The following is a 14,123-nucleotide window of genomic DNA, read 5'->3' as shown; positions in this document are numbered from 1 at the left end:
TTTTTCTTATGTGACAAGTGTCACTTTGTGTGTTTTGTGTTTGCATTTTTTTCATCAATGGCGTCTTTGATACTCGCAAGCGAGTTGCCCAAGCGTGATGACTTTCACGATCGTTATGTTTGCTTAGCAATGGTGGAAAATACGACTATGATTTTAAAAGGGTGTTAGGCGTTCTAAAACGCTATTAACCAAATTGTTTATTGTTCTGAAATAAAGAGTTCAAATAACCGGGAAAGCCAGTAAAATCGGGGCATGGAGGGAAGTTGGTGTTGGGTGCTTGGTTAGAAAGTAAACATTTGGTTAGGGGCCTAATTAAATTTTTTCTCAGATGTGGTAATGTAGTTGATTGTGTGGTGACAGCTGGTCTTTTATTGCTGGTAAAGATGGCTTGAACAGCAATGAATAATGGGCGCACCACCAACACTCACAGGCTTCCGAATAAACGGACTAAGGAGTTAACTCGTGAGCGATAAAAGCCATGAAGATATGATGACACCAGACGGGAAGGTTAACCCGATCGATACTGATTATCAGGTCGGTCAGGATAACGTGGCACTGAAACTCGGCCCGTTTGGTTTTGATATTCACAACCGAGTATTTATGGTCTCAGGGCTGGCTATTTTGGCCTTCATTTTTGTCACCCTGGCCTTTCAAAACCAAATTGGTCCAGTTTTTGGGGATCTACGTGGATGGCTAACTTCAAACCTAGACTGGTTCTTCCTTTCAGCAGGAAACATTTTTGTTATTGCCTGTCTAGTGCTGATTGCGTCTCCACTGGGTAAAGTGAGACTCGGTGGTACCGAAGCTAAGCCCGATTACAGCTACGGCGGCTGGTTTGCGATGCTTTTCGCAGCCGGTATGGGTATTGGTCTGATGTTCTACGGGGTTTCAGAGCCACTGACGCATTTCCAAACGGCGTTAGGCGGGACATCCGTAGGCGCTGATGGTCTTCGCACTGACTGGGCGCCTTTGGGTGCGGCAGCCGGTGATACAGAGGCGGCGCGCCGCTTGGGTATGTCTGCCACGATTTTCCACTGGGGCTTACACCCATGGGCGATTTACGCGGTATTGGCGTTAGGCCTGGCACTGTTTGCGTACAACAAAGGCTTGCCTTTGACCATGCGTTCTGTGTTCTACCCACTGTTCGGTGAACGTGTTTGGGGCTGGACGGGCCACGTGATTGACATTTTGGCAATCATCGCGACCTTGTTTGGTCTTGCAACATCGCTTGGCTTGGGTGCCTCTCAGGCATCAGCGGGTCTTCACTATCTGTTTGATACACCGCTAGGTGATACCACAGAAGTGTTGCTGGTAATGGGCATCACAGGCGCCGCGATTCTTTCGGTTGTGGCTGGTGTTGATAAAGGGGTCAAGCGCCTATCTGAAATCAACATGATGCTTGCGCTATTGCTGCTCATCTTTGTGATTGCAGTGGGTCCAACCATCGCTATCCTGACCGGTTTCTTTGGTAACTTGGGCGCGTATCTACAAAACTTGCCTGCGCTGTCAATGCCATTTGGCCGTGAAGATGCCAACTTTACTCAAGGTTGGACATCCTTCTACTGGGCATGGTGGATTTCTTGGTCCCCATTCGTCGGTATGTTTATTGCGCGCGTATCGCGTGGCCGTACCGTGCGTGAATTCATCACTTGTGTGTTGATCATCCCATCAGCAGCCTGTGTATTGTGGATGACTGCCTTTGGTGGCACCGCAATTGGTCAGTTCGTCAATGAAGGCTATACCGCGGTTACGGACGCAGAGCTGTCACTGAAACTGTTTGCGATGTTAGATGATCTGCCACTAGCAGCGATCACCTCGTTTATCGGCATTATCCTGGTCATGGTGTTCTTTATCACCTCGTCAGACTCAGGGTCATTGGTTATCGACACCATTTCTGCCGGCGGTAAAGTGAATGTTCCTGTGCCACAGCGTGTATTCTGGGCCTCTTTCGAGGGCTTGGTGGCCGTTGCGCTGATCCTTGGCGGTGGCTTGGTCGCCCTGCAAGCAATGGCGGTGTCGACAGGCTTCCCATTCACGATTGTGTTGCTGGTTGCTACCGTGTCACTGTTTAAAGGTTTGGCCTCAGAGCCTCGTGCTTCTTAAGCCAAACACTTAACGTCGCGTTAAGGTTTTATAAGCAGCCCCAAGCGGGCTGCTTTTTTTATTTGGTTACGTTTTCCCTACCTATTGTGTTTTTCTTCCCTGATTGCGCCAAAAGCGAGCACCTTTATCCAATCGTTATAACTGTTAAAGAATGAGTTCAAAGGATCTGCTTCGTTGTAAATAAGCTGTGCTGGCAAGGCATGAGTGTAACAACCTTGATGACAAAGTGACCAAGCGGTTAGGGGCCTAATTAAAGCGCGTTCGCTCTATGGTATTCTTGCTGACCGTGTTGTCATTGCCACCCTTTTTGGTGTTTTTATCACGCTTAAATACCAAGCAACCTTCGGCAGTGTTCGGCAACACAGAGAGGCTTGTGAATCGACGGACTAAGGAGTTAACGCGTGAGCGATAAAAGCCATGAAGATATGATGACACCAGACGGTCAGGTGAACCCGATCGACACTGACTACCAAGTGGGTCAGGATAACGTCGCTTTGAAAGTCGGCCCGTTTGGTTTTGATATTCACAACCGTGTATTTATGGTCTCAGGGCTGGCGATTATGGCCTTTGTCTTTGTGACCTTGGCCTTTCAAGATAAAATGGGGCCGATTTTTGGCGATTTACGTGCTTGGCTGACTGCAAATCTCGATTGGTTTTTCCTCTCGACAGGCAATGTTTTCGTCATTGCTTGCTTAATATTGATTGTATCGCCGTTAGGAAAAGTGCGGCTGGGTGGCACAGAAGCCAAGCCGGACTTTGGCTATGGTGGCTGGTTCGCGATGCTTTTCGCCGCGGGTATGGGCATTGGCCTTATGTTCTATGGCGTGTCAGAGCCGTTGACGCATTTTCAAACCGCGCTCGATGGCACGTCGACAAATGCTAATGGTATCCGGACTGACTGGGCCCCGTTAGGTGGTGCCGCGGGGGATACAGACGCGGCCCGTCGTTTAGGTATGTCCGCGACCATTTTCCACTGGGGACTGCACCCTTGGGCCATCTATGCGGTGCTGGCGCTTGGTCTTGCACTGTTTGCTTACAATAAAGGGCTGCCGCTGACTATCCGCTCGGTGTTCTATCCCTTGTTTGGTGAGCGCGTTTGGGGCTGGACCGGTCATGTGATTGATATCTTAGCTATTGTGGCGACGCTCTTTGGCCTTGCCACCTCGCTCGGTATTGGTGCCTCACAAGCGTCCGGTGGTTTACATTACTTGTTCGATACGCCGTTAGGCGCAACGACCGAGATCATCTTGGTGGTGGTGATCACCGCGATGGCGATCTTCTCCGTTGTCGCTGGCGTCGATAAAGGGGTGAAGCGCCTATCTGAGCTTAATCTTATCCTTGCGTTCTTGTTGTTGCTGTTTGTGATTGCGGTTGGCCCGACGCTCGCGATTCTGACCGGTTTCTTCGGTAATCTCGGCGCCTATTTAGAAAATTTGCCAGCACTGGCGATGCCATTTGGGCGAGATGATGCCAACTTTACCCAAGGTTGGACATCCTTCTATTGGGCGTGGTGGATCTCTTGGTCACCATTTGTCGGGATGTTTATCGCGCGCGTATCTCGGGGTCGAACGGTACGCGAGTTCATTACCTGTGTGTTGTTGATCCCATCGGCGGCCAGTGTGCTTTGGATGACGTCATTCGGGGGCACGGCGATTGACCAGTTTGTCAACGACGGATACACCGCCGTTGTCGATGCCGAGCTGTCTCTGACGTTGTTTGCGATGCTTGAAGGCCTGCCACTTGCGACGATCACCTCGTTCATTGGTATTATTCTTGTCATTGTCTTCTTCGTCACGTCATCCGACTCAGGCTCTTTGGTGCTTGATACCATCTCGGCGGGTGGAAAAATGGATGTACCCGTATCACAACGGGTGTTCTGGGCCACTTTTGAAGGTTTAGTGGCGGTGGCGCTGATCCTTGGCGGCGGCTTGGTGGCGTTGCAAGCGATGGCTGTCTCCACCGGCTTCCCATTCGCCGTGGTGCTCCTGGTAGCGACTGTCTCCTTGTTTAAAGGCTTGGCCTCTGAGCCACGCGCGAAATAAACAGGTGTGCTAACTGTTTGATTGTTAGCTAAGATAGGAAAGGCAGGCCTTCGGGGCTGCCTTTTTTATTACCCGGCCAGCGCTTGAGCTGTGCCGCTGGCGAAAGAACGGATGCCCCAAAGGGGAGCCCTTCAATAAAATGCAGGTTTAGGTGAGCATTATGGAAGCTGAACAAATTGAAATCGCGACATTTCTTGCGCAGTACGCCCCTTTTGACGCAATGCCGGAAGAGGTGGTGGCTGAGGTAGCAACCAGTATTGAAATCAGTTACTACCGTGCAGGCACCGATATTTTTGCTTACGGTGATGAAATTCACGATTTAGCCATCCTGCGCAGTGGCGCGGTCGAGCTCTTTCGCCGGAATGGAACCTTGTACAACCGTATTTCAGAAGGCGATATCTTTGGTCAGATGGGCCTTTTGATGAACAACCGCGTCCGGATGCCCGCCAAAGCGATCGAGGATACCTTGGTCTATTTTATCCCAGAGGCGATGTTCAACCGGCTCTTTGATGACTTTGAGCACTTTGCTGATTTTGTTGAGGTAGAGGACAGAACCCGATTGCGCCAAGCGGTATCGAGTCACAACGAAGCCAATGATTTGACCACCTCAAAAGTGAAAAAACTGATTATCCGTGACCCGGTAATGATATCCAGTACGGACTCGGTTCAGCACGCTGCTCAGGTCATGTCACAAGAGACAGTCTCTTCTATTCTGGTGATGGGCGATGAGCCAGATCCTGATACTGGTATAAAGCCGGTACTGGGGATCATAACGGATCGTGACTTACGTAATCGCGTCTTAGCGGAAGGGTTGCCTTATGAGACGCCAGTGCAAGAAATCATGTCACCACAGCTGATCACGCTTGACCACAATGCGTATATCTTTGAGGCAATGCTGACCATCTTGCGCTCAAACCTTCATCATGTGCCCGTGATTCAACACGGTAAGCCGATTGGTGTGGTCGCACTGTCTGATATCGCGCGCTATGAGTCGCAAAACAGTTTGTTCTTGGTGGCGAGTATCTTCCGCCAACAATCTGTGGATGATTTGGTCATCTTGTCTAAACAAGTGAAAGATTGCTTTGTCCGTATGGTCAACGAAGACGCGAATTCACATATGATAGGCTCCGCGTTGTCGGTGATTGGCCGTAGTTTTAAACAGCGCTTGCTTGAGCTTGCTGAGGAAGAGCTCGGTGAGCCGCCAGTGCCGTATTGCTTTTTGGCCATGGGGTCAATGGCACGTGACGAGCAGTTAATTGTTACTGACCAAGATAACGCCATTATTTTGGACGATAGTTATGATCACAGTCAGCACAATGCGTATTTTGAAGCCTTGTCTAAACGTGTCTCTGATGGATTGAATGCGTGTGGGTATACGTATTGCACCGGCAATATTATGGCGACTAACCCTGAGTGGCGAAAAACGCTGAAAGAGTGGGAGCAATGCTTTGCTGATTGGATTGATAATCCCAGTCCGCGATCGCTACTTGATAGCAATATCTTTTTTGACCTTGATGGCGTCCATGGTCGCACCAACTGGGCAGAGCAACTTAAAGCCTTTATTGGTCGTCGTGCGCGCCGCAACAACCGCTTCTTGGCGGCGATGGCACGCAATGCGCTCAATCGCACACCGCCACTGGGCTTTTTCAAAGACTTTGTCATGGAGCAAGACGGGCGTCATAACAATTCCATTAACTTAAAACGTCGTGGCACGGCACCTTTGGCCGATCTAATTCGGGTACATTCATTGGCGATCGATTCACGCTCGCAAAACTCCTTTGAGCGTTTGGACGATATTATCGAGTCGGGGATCTTGCCTAAAGGTCGAGGCCCAGACTTACGCGATGCAATGGAATTTATCTCTATGGTGCGCATTCGTCATCAAGCGTTAGACATCGAAGCGGGTCGCGAGCCGGACAACAACATCGAGCCAGAGAACCTATCTGACTTTGAACGTCGAAACTTAAAAGATGCATTTCAGATCTTAAGTAACGCGCAGAAGTTCTTGAAATTCCGCTATCAGCCGAATCGGTCTTAAGGGGAGGGTATGCTTCATTTCGATTTGAGAAAAAAAGAGGATGCCGACGACGTGGATTGGCGTGCCATGCTGGAAACCAAACGTGAGACGGTCCAGCATGAGACGTTGCAAGCGTTTTATCAGCAAGGCTGGGTATCGCCTGATACGCCTGTCTCCCAGGTGTCTTTTGTGGCGTTAGACTTTGAAACCACAGGGCTTGATAGCCAGCAAGATGCGATTGTCAGTATTGGCTTGGTGCCCTTTACCCTGAATCGCATTCGTTGTCAGCATGCGCAACACTGGATTGTTAACCCTAACCGGCCGTTGGCAGAGTCGTCGATTGTCATTCATGGGATCACCCACTCAGATATCGTGAATGCCCCTGACTTTTCGCATGTGATTGAACCTTTACTGAGCGCGCTAGCCGGCTCAGTAGTCGTGGTTCATTATCGCCGTATTGAGCGGGAGTTTCTGGACCGTGCGATCAAACAGCGCCTAGGCGAGGGGATCATTTTCCCAATGGTCGATACCATGGAATTAGAAGCGCGCAAACATAGAAGCGGTAAACGCAGCTTTATGGATTGGATTGCCCGTCGCCCGCCTGAGTCGATTCGTTTAGCCGATAGTCGTCATCGTTATCACTTACCCTTTTACCAGAGCCACCATGCGCTGACGGATGCGATGGCAACGGCTGAACTACTGCAAGCGCAAATTGCCCATGACTTTTCACCGGACACGCCCATCAGTGAACTATGGCGCTAACCGTGGGAACGGTCCTCGCGACTAAAGTAGAGGCTCGTGGCGAGACAATGAACCCTTTGCTGATGGTTTTCGTAATGACTGATAAGGCGTATAATCAACGTGCTACAAGTCAGTGACGAAAGTGAGAGGAAAAATGACATTGATCCATGCGGTTGAAGGGTTAGCGTTCGGTCTCGGTGTGCTATTGCTGTCATCGTCCATTGGCTTTGCGTATTGGGGGATCACTTTAAAGCCTGAAGAGGCTGAGGACATGACCGCACGTAAGATTGAGTTGGGGTTTTATGCGGGCGCGTGTCTTGTTTTCGCCCTACTCATTGGCTATTGGTTGAGTGTGTAGCCTTAGAGACTTTGGTATAACGGCGCCAGCGCAAGCCTAAGACTTAAAAGTGAGTGCAAAAAAACCACCGATTGCTCGGTGGTTTTTTCGTATGACCCGTAGGGGATTACCAAACGTCTTTATCGATTTGCTTATCCAGTTTCGGGAACTTGGTGCGATCAAAGGTTGGGTTTTTGCCCGCACGGCGCTGGTCTTCATAGTCTTTCATCAGCGCGAAGGCGACACCCGACAAGAGCGCAATCGCCACCAAGTTGATCACGGCCATCATGCCCATCGACAAGTCAGCAAAGCTCCAGATTAACGGTAAGTCGGTAATCGATCCCACCAACACCATAGCTAGCACAGCAATACGGTAGAGCAGAATCGCGTTTTTCGAGCGGAAAATATACTCGATGTTTGACTCACCATAAGAATAGTTGGCAATGATAGAGGTGAAAGCGAATAAGAGGATTGCGATAGCAATAAACGCCGCACCCCAGTCACCCACTTGGCTAACCAATGCTTCTTGGGTAAGCGCAATACCCGTTAGGCCGCTATTTGGCTCAAGCATACCGGAGATTAAGATGATCGATGCTGTCGCGGTACAGATAACGATGGTGTCGACAAAAACACCCAGCATCTGAACATAGCCTTGCGCCGCTGGGTGATTCGGCTTGGTGGTTGCGGTAGCGGCCGCATTCGGTGCTGAACCCATACCTGCTTCGTTTGAGAACAAACCGCGCTTGATACCGTGCATCATCGCTTGCGCGATCGCATAACCCATAGCACCACCCGCCGCTTGTTCAAGCCCGAGCGCGCTTTTAACAATGGTGGAGATCACAGCAGGTAGCTGCTCGATATTCATGCCAACCACGACAAGCGCAACCAGCAAATACGCCAGTGCCATAAACGGCACGATCAGCTCCGCCACACGCGCAACCGAACGCATACCGCCAAAAATCACGGGTGCGGTCACTACGGCAAGGCCGATGCCAACCGCTAAGGCATCAAAGCCAAACGCGGTATTCATTGCTGCAGCAATCGAGTTGGACTGGACACCGTTAAACGCAAGACCAAAGGCGATAATCAGACAAATAGCGAACGCAATACCTAACCAGCGCTGACCTAAGCCTTTCTCAATGTAGTAAGCCGGGCCACCGCGAAAGGTCTTATCGTTGTGGTTAACTTTGTACGCCTGCGCCAAGGTGGACTCGACGAAACTGGTTGCCATGCCGACCAATGCCGTTAGCCACATCCAGAAGATAGCACCAGGGCCACCCAGATAGAGTGCGACGGCCACACCGGCCATGTTTCCGGTACCGACGCGCGCTGCCAGACTGGTACTAAAGGCTTGGAAAGAAGAGATACCACCTGACGCGCCATCGCGGCTGTTGGCCATGAGTTTGAACATGTGGCCAAAGTTACGGAATTGAATAAAGCCAGATCGTACGGTGAAGTACAAACCTAAGCCAATCAAAAGATAAATGAGTACGCTGCCCCAAAGGAGGCCGTTACCTGTATCGACTATGGACACAAATAGATTTTTAAGTTGTTCCATCATTAAACTCTGTTTTGTCTGTTGGGAGACGCCTAACTCGATAAACACGTGAACTCAGGTTCATCGTGAAAGAGCGAGGGTCGACAACCACTGTCCATGTGAGATCTCTGCCGTCCATGCAGGTGAGCAACGAAACGCGCGATAGCACCAAAACATCTGGCTTGCTATGACGCGCAATGTTGGATCTGCAACAGCATTTTGAATCCATGCTCGGCTGTTGCCAGAGTGCGCCGTTGCCAGTGATAGCGATGTCTTAGCACATCAATACACTAGGTGGAGCACGCCGGATAATACCGACATTTGTGAGACAAAACACTAGATGATTATTGATCTGTTGGTTTTTTGAGCGGTCTTGGGTGTTAATAACAGCACTAAAAACTGTAACAAGAATGTAATGGGTTGCATGCTAATTACTTGATGTTAAAGCAGTCATCTCGACGCCTTTCGCATATTATTCCGTATTTTTTGACTAAATAACGTTTTCTTGCGCGCTGAACGAAATGTGATCAATGCCTCATATTACCGCCGATTCATCGTACCGACTGTCGAACGAATTTGCCCGAACCGGTAGATAAAGGTGACTTATTCACTGGATGACGCTGCTTTTTTGGTCAGCAAATCATGCTTAACGATATCGATCGCGGAGAGCGCTGTGTCGGTATCGATCGCATGGCTTTCAAGCAAGTAAATAAGATCGACGGCGAGTTTAACGTCGTCGGGGGCCTCTTCGAGTGCTTTTGACGAGGAAGAATGTGAGTCAGTCATGATGCCTCCAGGCTGGCGGAAAAGTCGGGAAAGTGGGTGAGCGCGGCTTGTATCAGTTGTTCGTGCAACGGGATTAGCTGCTCATGGGTGTCATGATAGCCTCCTCCTATGACCGCAGCGACAGGTATCTGGTGGGAGGCACACCGTGATAACACGCCTGTGTCGCGTTGAAAAATACCTTCAGCGGTGAGTGACAAATACCCCAACGCATCGTCTTTATGCACGTCGACACCCGCATCATAGATCACCATGTCGGGGCGGTGCTGAGCCAGTGCAAGGTCGAGTAAAGGCAAAAAGGCATCGAGATAGTCGCTATCTTGGGTGCCAATCGGGAGGGGTAAATCAAGCGTTGATGATGGCTTTCGCGAGGGGAAATTTTTCTCACAGTGGACGGAAAAGGTCACAATATCTGGATGTGAGGAGGCTAGCGCGGCGGTGCCGTCACCGTGGTGAACATCGCAATCGACGATCATCACTGTCTCTATGCCCGGCTGCGTGAGGGCATGATGCGCAGCAATCATTAAGTCGTTAAATAAACAAAAGCCACTGCCAAAGTCATAATGGGCGTGATGGTAGCCGCCGGTAAGGTGAATAGCCAGACCCGTGCGCAATGCCTGATCCACCGTTAAGGTGGTGCCACCCAGTGAGGTTAAACTGCGCTTTATTAGCGACTCACTCCAAGGAAACCCAATACGGCGCATTTTTACCAAAGGCAAGTTGCCCTCGAGTAATTGACTCACATAGGCGGGGTCATGAATCGCGTCAATGATCTCTCTGTGCGCGGCGGTGGGCTGGTGAAACTCAACCGGCAATGCAAGCGTTTGCAATCGTTCGAACAGCAGCCGGTACTTTTGCAGTGGATAACGGTGACCCTCGGGAAGCGGGAAATCAGAGTAAATGGGATGGTATATCAGTGGTAGCACATTCGCTCCTTACGTTATCGCTTTTCCCGGTAAGTAATGGTGGTTTCAATACGTTCTCGAGCTTTGGTGCACCGCGCTAGACGCTGCTCGAGCGTGAGAACTTGCTTTTGATGCTGTTGCCGTACAGCCGGACTGGAGGCCATCTCAACACTGGCGTTGGCATCACGGAGTTTGTCGGCGAGACGCCGCTCCCAGTCTTGATGCTTGGCCAAGTCTTGATAGAGCTCACCGATAGATTGGCGTCTTGGCCCACGACGTGCTTGTTCTTGCTTACGTAAAGGTTGAGTGGCAAGTTCACGTTGGAGTGCGGTGATTTGTGCTAACAAGGTTTCGCAAATATGGGTGGCTCGCGCATCCGTTAGTACCCCTTGTTGATGATCGCGGCGCATCACGGCTAACAGGCCTTGTGCTTCATTAACACAGGGCGTTAATAACTTACCTTTGCAGTGAAAAAGTGGCGTGGCAAATAGCGGTGCCTTGGCTTCTCCTCGGCGACGATCAACCTCTGCGGCTTGAACGGCGAGTTGATCTAAATGTTGAGCCATGGCATCGATTTGCGCTTTCATGATGTTTTCTCTCTCAATGAGGGTTAGAACCAAGCATCAACGGCGAGTTTGCCCGCTAGAATAACCACCGCGGTGATAAATATAGGGCGAATAAAACGGCTACCAAAGCGGATGGCTGAGTGAGCGCCAATAAAAGCCCCTAGCATTAAGCAGGCTCCCATGGTTAAGCCCAGCGCCCAGCTTACATGGCCTAACAGCGCGAACGCCACCAGTGAGGTGAAGTTACTGGTAAAGTTCATCGCCTTTGCTAATCCCGAGGATAGCAAAATATTCATCCGATAGAGCGACATGGTGGAAACCGTCCAAAACGCGCCGGTTCCCGGACCTGCCACTCCGTCATAAAAGCCAAGTGATAAACCCTGACTCCACTGTTTTATGGGCAGCTTTGGGCAACGTGCGGGTAGCTGGTTGTTATCGCCTTTAGGGTGTGGATGCCAGATGGTATACACCGCGGCGACCAACACCACAATGGGAATGGCCTTCTCTAACCATTCGGTACTCAGAACGTCCACCAGCAGGGTGCCGGCCGTGGCGCCAATTAAGGTCCCCCAAAACGCATGCTGCCAAAATAAGGGAGAAAATAGGCGCTTTTTATAATAAGTGAACGCGGCGGTGCTCGACGCAAAGGTCGCGGCCAACTTATTGGTGCCTAACGCAACATGCGGCGGCAGGCCAAGTGATAATAGAGCAGGGACAGTGAGCATGCCGCCACCGCCAGCCACCGCATCAATAAATCCAGCGACAAACGCGGTCAGCCCCAGAATAACTAAAGTAGAGAGGTCAATCAGTTCCAGCATGTTAACTCGTCAGTTTAAGGTTCGATCACGCGTGTAAAGGGAGGTAGCGAGTCGAGTAAGGATTGGCCATATCTACGGGTGATAATGCGCCGGTCAAGAAGCACTACTTTACCAGAGTCCTCTTCTTTGCGCAGTAGACGACCGACTGATTGTACAAGCTTTTTACTCGCTTCTGGCACCGCGATTTGTAAAAACGGGTTGCCACCACAGCGCTCGATATACTCCGCGTGCGCTTCTTCCACCGGCGAGGTGGGCACGGCAAAAGGGATCTTAGTAATAATGAGGTTGGTCAATAAGTTGCCCGGTAAGTCCAGGCCTTCGGAAAAGCTGCCGGTGCCAAAAATGATACTTGTTTTATCAACGTTAACCGCTTGCTGATGCGCCTTTAGTAATCCGGTACGCGACTGGCTCCCTTGGCAAAGCAGCTGCCAGCCCCGTTGCTTGCAGGTGCTTTCTATCGCTTTTGTCACTTGCTGCATTTGCCAGTAGGAGGCGAAGAGCACCAAAGAGGCGCGTTCGCCTTCCAGATGTTCGAGTATTTTATCGCTCAGCACATCCGTAAAGTCGCTCGCTTGAGGTTCACAAGGCATCGTCGGGATCACTAAGCGCGATTTGTTGGGGTAATCAAATGGCGAAGGCAAGGCTAAATAGCGCGAGCCGTCGGTTTCGCTCAAGCCCACTTGACGGCAGAAATAACTGAACCGCTTGAGTGCACGTAAGGTCGCGGAAAATAGGCCAACCCCGGCTGCACGGGACCAGAGCATTTGGTCTAAACGCCAACCCACTTCCAAGGGGGAGACATGGATCCAAAGGTCGCCTTCGCGCTCGCGACACGCTCGCACCCAACGTGCCAAGGGGGCGCCTTTATCCGAATTAGGTTGAGCCATCAAGGTCCACACCTTTTCTAAATTTTCTAACCGTTGCAGGAAAAAAGCCGTTTCCGCGAGCGCCGGATCAGCCAGTTTGGCCGAAATGTCATTTTCTTTCAGACGTTCATTGATCAAATCATGAATTTTTCCCAATGCCTGATGGGCTTTTTTACTCGCCGTTTTGAGTTGCTCACTGGGTGAGGTAAGCGCATCGGGGAGCTCGCCATCAGCAAAGCGGTAGCAACCATCATCGTTGAGCGGCAATTGACTGAGCTGTTGTTTAACCTCGCGTAAGCCTGGGATTAAGGTTTGAATCGCGTCTAGCAAGCTATCCACAAACCGATGTGCGCGCTTAATATCCGCGGTATTCCCCAACTTGGTCGTCGCTTGATTGAGCTTTTCCAACCAGCTGACCACACCCAACAGGCTGGCACTGGCGGCAGAAAAGTCTCGCGCGACAGTGGGCAAGTGATGAGCCTCGTCAATCATATACAGGCATTGCTCCGGCTCGGGCAAGATCACTCCGCCGCCTAGTTCGAGATCGGCGAGCAGCAAACTGTGGTTCACCACCACCACATCCGCTTTATCCATCGCCTCTCGTGCTTTAGCAAACGGGCAAGCACGGTGGGCGGGCAAACCGGCATGACAAGTGTGCTTATCAGAGGCGATGGCTTGCCAAAGATGATCAGCAATGGGTTTTGGCCAACTGTCTCTGTCACCATCCCACTTACCCCGACTCAGCGCAGCGTAGAGATCGTTGAGTAACAATTGTTCGCTGCGCTTGGGTTTTTGGGTAAATAGCGCCCCTTGAATGCTTTCCGTGTCCGCCACCGCGCTTAGCTTATGTGCACAACAATAGCGTTGGCGCCCCTTGGCCAAGATAAAATCAAACGGTTTGGGGCAGATGCGATGAAAAAACGGGATGTCTTTATTGGCAAGCTGTTCTTGCAACGCCACCGTCGCGGTTGAAATCACCACTTTTTTATTGTTGTTGAGTGCAAACGGGATCGCACCCATCAGATAGGCCATCGACTTACCGACCCCTGTGCCTGCTTCTGCCACTAATAGTCGCCGTTTAGGCGCGTAATCCCCAGCTAGGGTTTTCGCGAGCTCTGCCACCAAATAGTTCTGAGCTTTACGGGGAATAAAGTGGGGAAGTTGATCTTGTAGCGTTTGGTAGCACGCGCGAATGTCTGATTTTACGGCAGGGCTGAGCATCAACAGGTCCGAGTTGCAAAGGTTGGCGGCTAGTATAACACGGGGCAAAAACGTGAAAACGATCGCGAACTGCAAGATTTCCTTACAGATATGAGATCTTGGTCACGAATTTAATTTGAACCATTCTTCGCTATCTTGCTGATCTGCCGTTTGATTAACAAAACGCCTGATTTAAGCTATTGTATTG

General features: G+C 50.6%; 11 protein-coding genes. 5 read left to right on the top strand and 6 right to left on the bottom strand.

Features of this window, described 5'->3' with window-relative positions; genetic code table 11:
• Positions 1 to 486 precede the first annotated feature (486 nt).
• From BZG72_RS01570 to BZG72_RS01550, 5 genes are all read left to right on the top strand, one after another.
• Positions 487 to 2,103, top strand: coding sequence for a BCCT family transporter (locus BZG72_RS01570; protein ID WP_197075735.1), 1,617 nt, complete (start codon positions 487 to 489; stop codon positions 2,101 to 2,103).
• Positions 2,104 to 2,528: 425 nt separating this feature from the next.
• Positions 2,529 to 4,145 (top strand): BCCT family transporter, encoded by a 1,617-nt coding sequence (locus tag BZG72_RS01565; protein ID WP_198531467.1) that lies wholly within the window; start codon positions 2,529 to 2,531, stop codon positions 4,143 to 4,145.
• A 160-nt stretch (positions 4,146 to 4,305) separates the two neighbouring features.
• The gene (locus tag BZG72_RS01560; protein ID WP_046073595.1) at positions 4,306 to 6,183 is read left to right on the top strand and encodes a DUF294 nucleotidyltransferase-like domain-containing protein; all 1,878 of its coding nucleotides are present in this window, start codon (positions 4,306 to 4,308) and stop codon (positions 6,181 to 6,183) included.
• A gap of 9 nt (positions 6,184 to 6,192) precedes the next feature.
• The gene (locus BZG72_RS01555) at positions 6,193 to 6,924 is read left to right on the top strand and encodes a 3'-5' exonuclease (RefSeq protein WP_077665928.1); all 732 of its coding nucleotides are present in this window, start codon (positions 6,193 to 6,195) and stop codon (positions 6,922 to 6,924) included.
• A 133-nt stretch (positions 6,925 to 7,057) separates the two neighbouring features.
• On the top strand, positions 7,058 to 7,261 hold the full coding sequence (locus BZG72_RS01550) for a hypothetical protein (protein WP_046073593.1): 204 nt from the start codon (positions 7,058 to 7,060) through the stop codon (positions 7,259 to 7,261).
• A gap of 106 nt (positions 7,262 to 7,367) precedes the next feature.
• Here the strand turns inward: BZG72_RS01550 and BZG72_RS01545 are convergent, their stop codons facing one another.
• The 6 genes from BZG72_RS01545 to dinG form a co-directional block, all read right to left on the bottom strand.
• A complete protein-coding gene (locus BZG72_RS01545) occupies positions 7,368 to 8,798 on the bottom strand; it encodes an alanine/glycine:cation symporter family protein (protein WP_077578512.1) in 1,431 nt (476 codons plus the stop codon).
• A 582-nt stretch (positions 8,799 to 9,380) separates the two neighbouring features.
• The gene (locus BZG72_RS01540) at positions 9,381 to 9,563 is read right to left on the bottom strand and encodes a DUF2496 domain-containing protein (RefSeq protein ID WP_077605903.1); all 183 of its coding nucleotides are present in this window, start codon (positions 9,561 to 9,563) and stop codon (positions 9,381 to 9,383) included.
• The gene (locus tag BZG72_RS01535; RefSeq protein WP_077665927.1) at positions 9,560 to 10,486 is read right to left on the bottom strand and encodes a histone deacetylase family protein; all 927 of its coding nucleotides are present in this window, start codon (positions 10,484 to 10,486) and stop codon (positions 9,560 to 9,562) included. Before BZG72_RS01535 ends, BZG72_RS01540 begins: the two co-directional genes overlap by 4 nt.
• 14 nt (positions 10,487 to 10,500) lie before the next feature.
• Positions 10,501 to 11,052: a primosomal replication protein gene (locus tag BZG72_RS01530; protein ID WP_241832504.1), complete on the bottom strand. Its 552-nt coding sequence runs from the start codon at positions 11,050 to 11,052 to the stop codon at positions 10,501 to 10,503.
• Positions 11,053 to 11,075: 23 nt separating this feature from the next.
• Positions 11,076 to 11,849, bottom strand: a complete 774-nt coding sequence (locus BZG72_RS01525) for a sulfite exporter TauE/SafE family protein (protein ID WP_077578509.1) — start codon at positions 11,847 to 11,849, stop codon at positions 11,076 to 11,078.
• A gap of 14 nt (positions 11,850 to 11,863) precedes the next feature.
• Positions 11,864 to 13,936 carry an ATP-dependent DNA helicase DinG gene (gene dinG, locus BZG72_RS01520; RefSeq protein ID WP_077666006.1) on the bottom strand — a complete coding sequence of 691 codons (2,073 nt, stop codon included), beginning with the start codon at positions 13,934 to 13,936 and terminating at the stop codon, positions 11,864 to 11,866.
• Positions 13,937 to 14,123: the final 187 nt, after the last annotated feature.

The sequence above is a fragment of the Salinivibrio sp. PR6 genome (assembly GCF_001995955.1).
Taxonomy (GTDB): Bacteria; Pseudomonadota; Gammaproteobacteria; order Enterobacterales; family Vibrionaceae; genus Salinivibrio; species Salinivibrio siamensis.
The sequence above is the reverse complement of the archived record's forward strand: the minus strand, read 5'-3'. Positions and strand labels throughout refer to the sequence as shown.

Coding starts and splice junctions, on each gene's coding strand:
- BZG72_RS01550 (WP_046073593.1), top strand. CDS start 7,058: ATGACATTGATCCATGCGGTTGAAGGGTTAGCGTTCGGTCTCGGTGTG.
- BZG72_RS01570 (WP_197075735.1), top strand. CDS start 487: ATGATGACACCAGACGGGAAGGTTAACCCGATCGATACTGATTATCAG.
- BZG72_RS01530 (WP_241832504.1), bottom strand. CDS start 11,052: ATGAAAGCGCAAATCGATGCCATGGCTCAACATTTAGATCAACTCGCC.
- BZG72_RS01525 (WP_077578509.1), bottom strand. CDS start 11,849: ATGCTGGAACTGATTGACCTCTCTACTTTAGTTATTCTGGGGCTGACC.
- BZG72_RS01565 (WP_198531467.1), top strand. CDS start 2,529: ATGATGACACCAGACGGTCAGGTGAACCCGATCGACACTGACTACCAA.
- dinG (WP_077666006.1), bottom strand. CDS start 13,936: ATGCTCAGCCCTGCCGTAAAATCAGACATTCGCGCGTGCTACCAAACG.
- BZG72_RS01560 (WP_046073595.1), top strand. CDS start 4,306: ATGGAAGCTGAACAAATTGAAATCGCGACATTTCTTGCGCAGTACGCC.
- BZG72_RS01540 (WP_077605903.1), bottom strand. CDS start 9,563: ATGACTGACTCACATTCTTCCTCGTCAAAAGCACTCGAAGAGGCCCCC.
- BZG72_RS01555 (WP_077665928.1), top strand. CDS start 6,193: ATGCTTCATTTCGATTTGAGAAAAAAAGAGGATGCCGACGACGTGGAT.
- BZG72_RS01545 (WP_077578512.1), bottom strand. CDS start 8,798: ATGGAACAACTTAAAAATCTATTTGTGTCCATAGTCGATACAGGTAAC.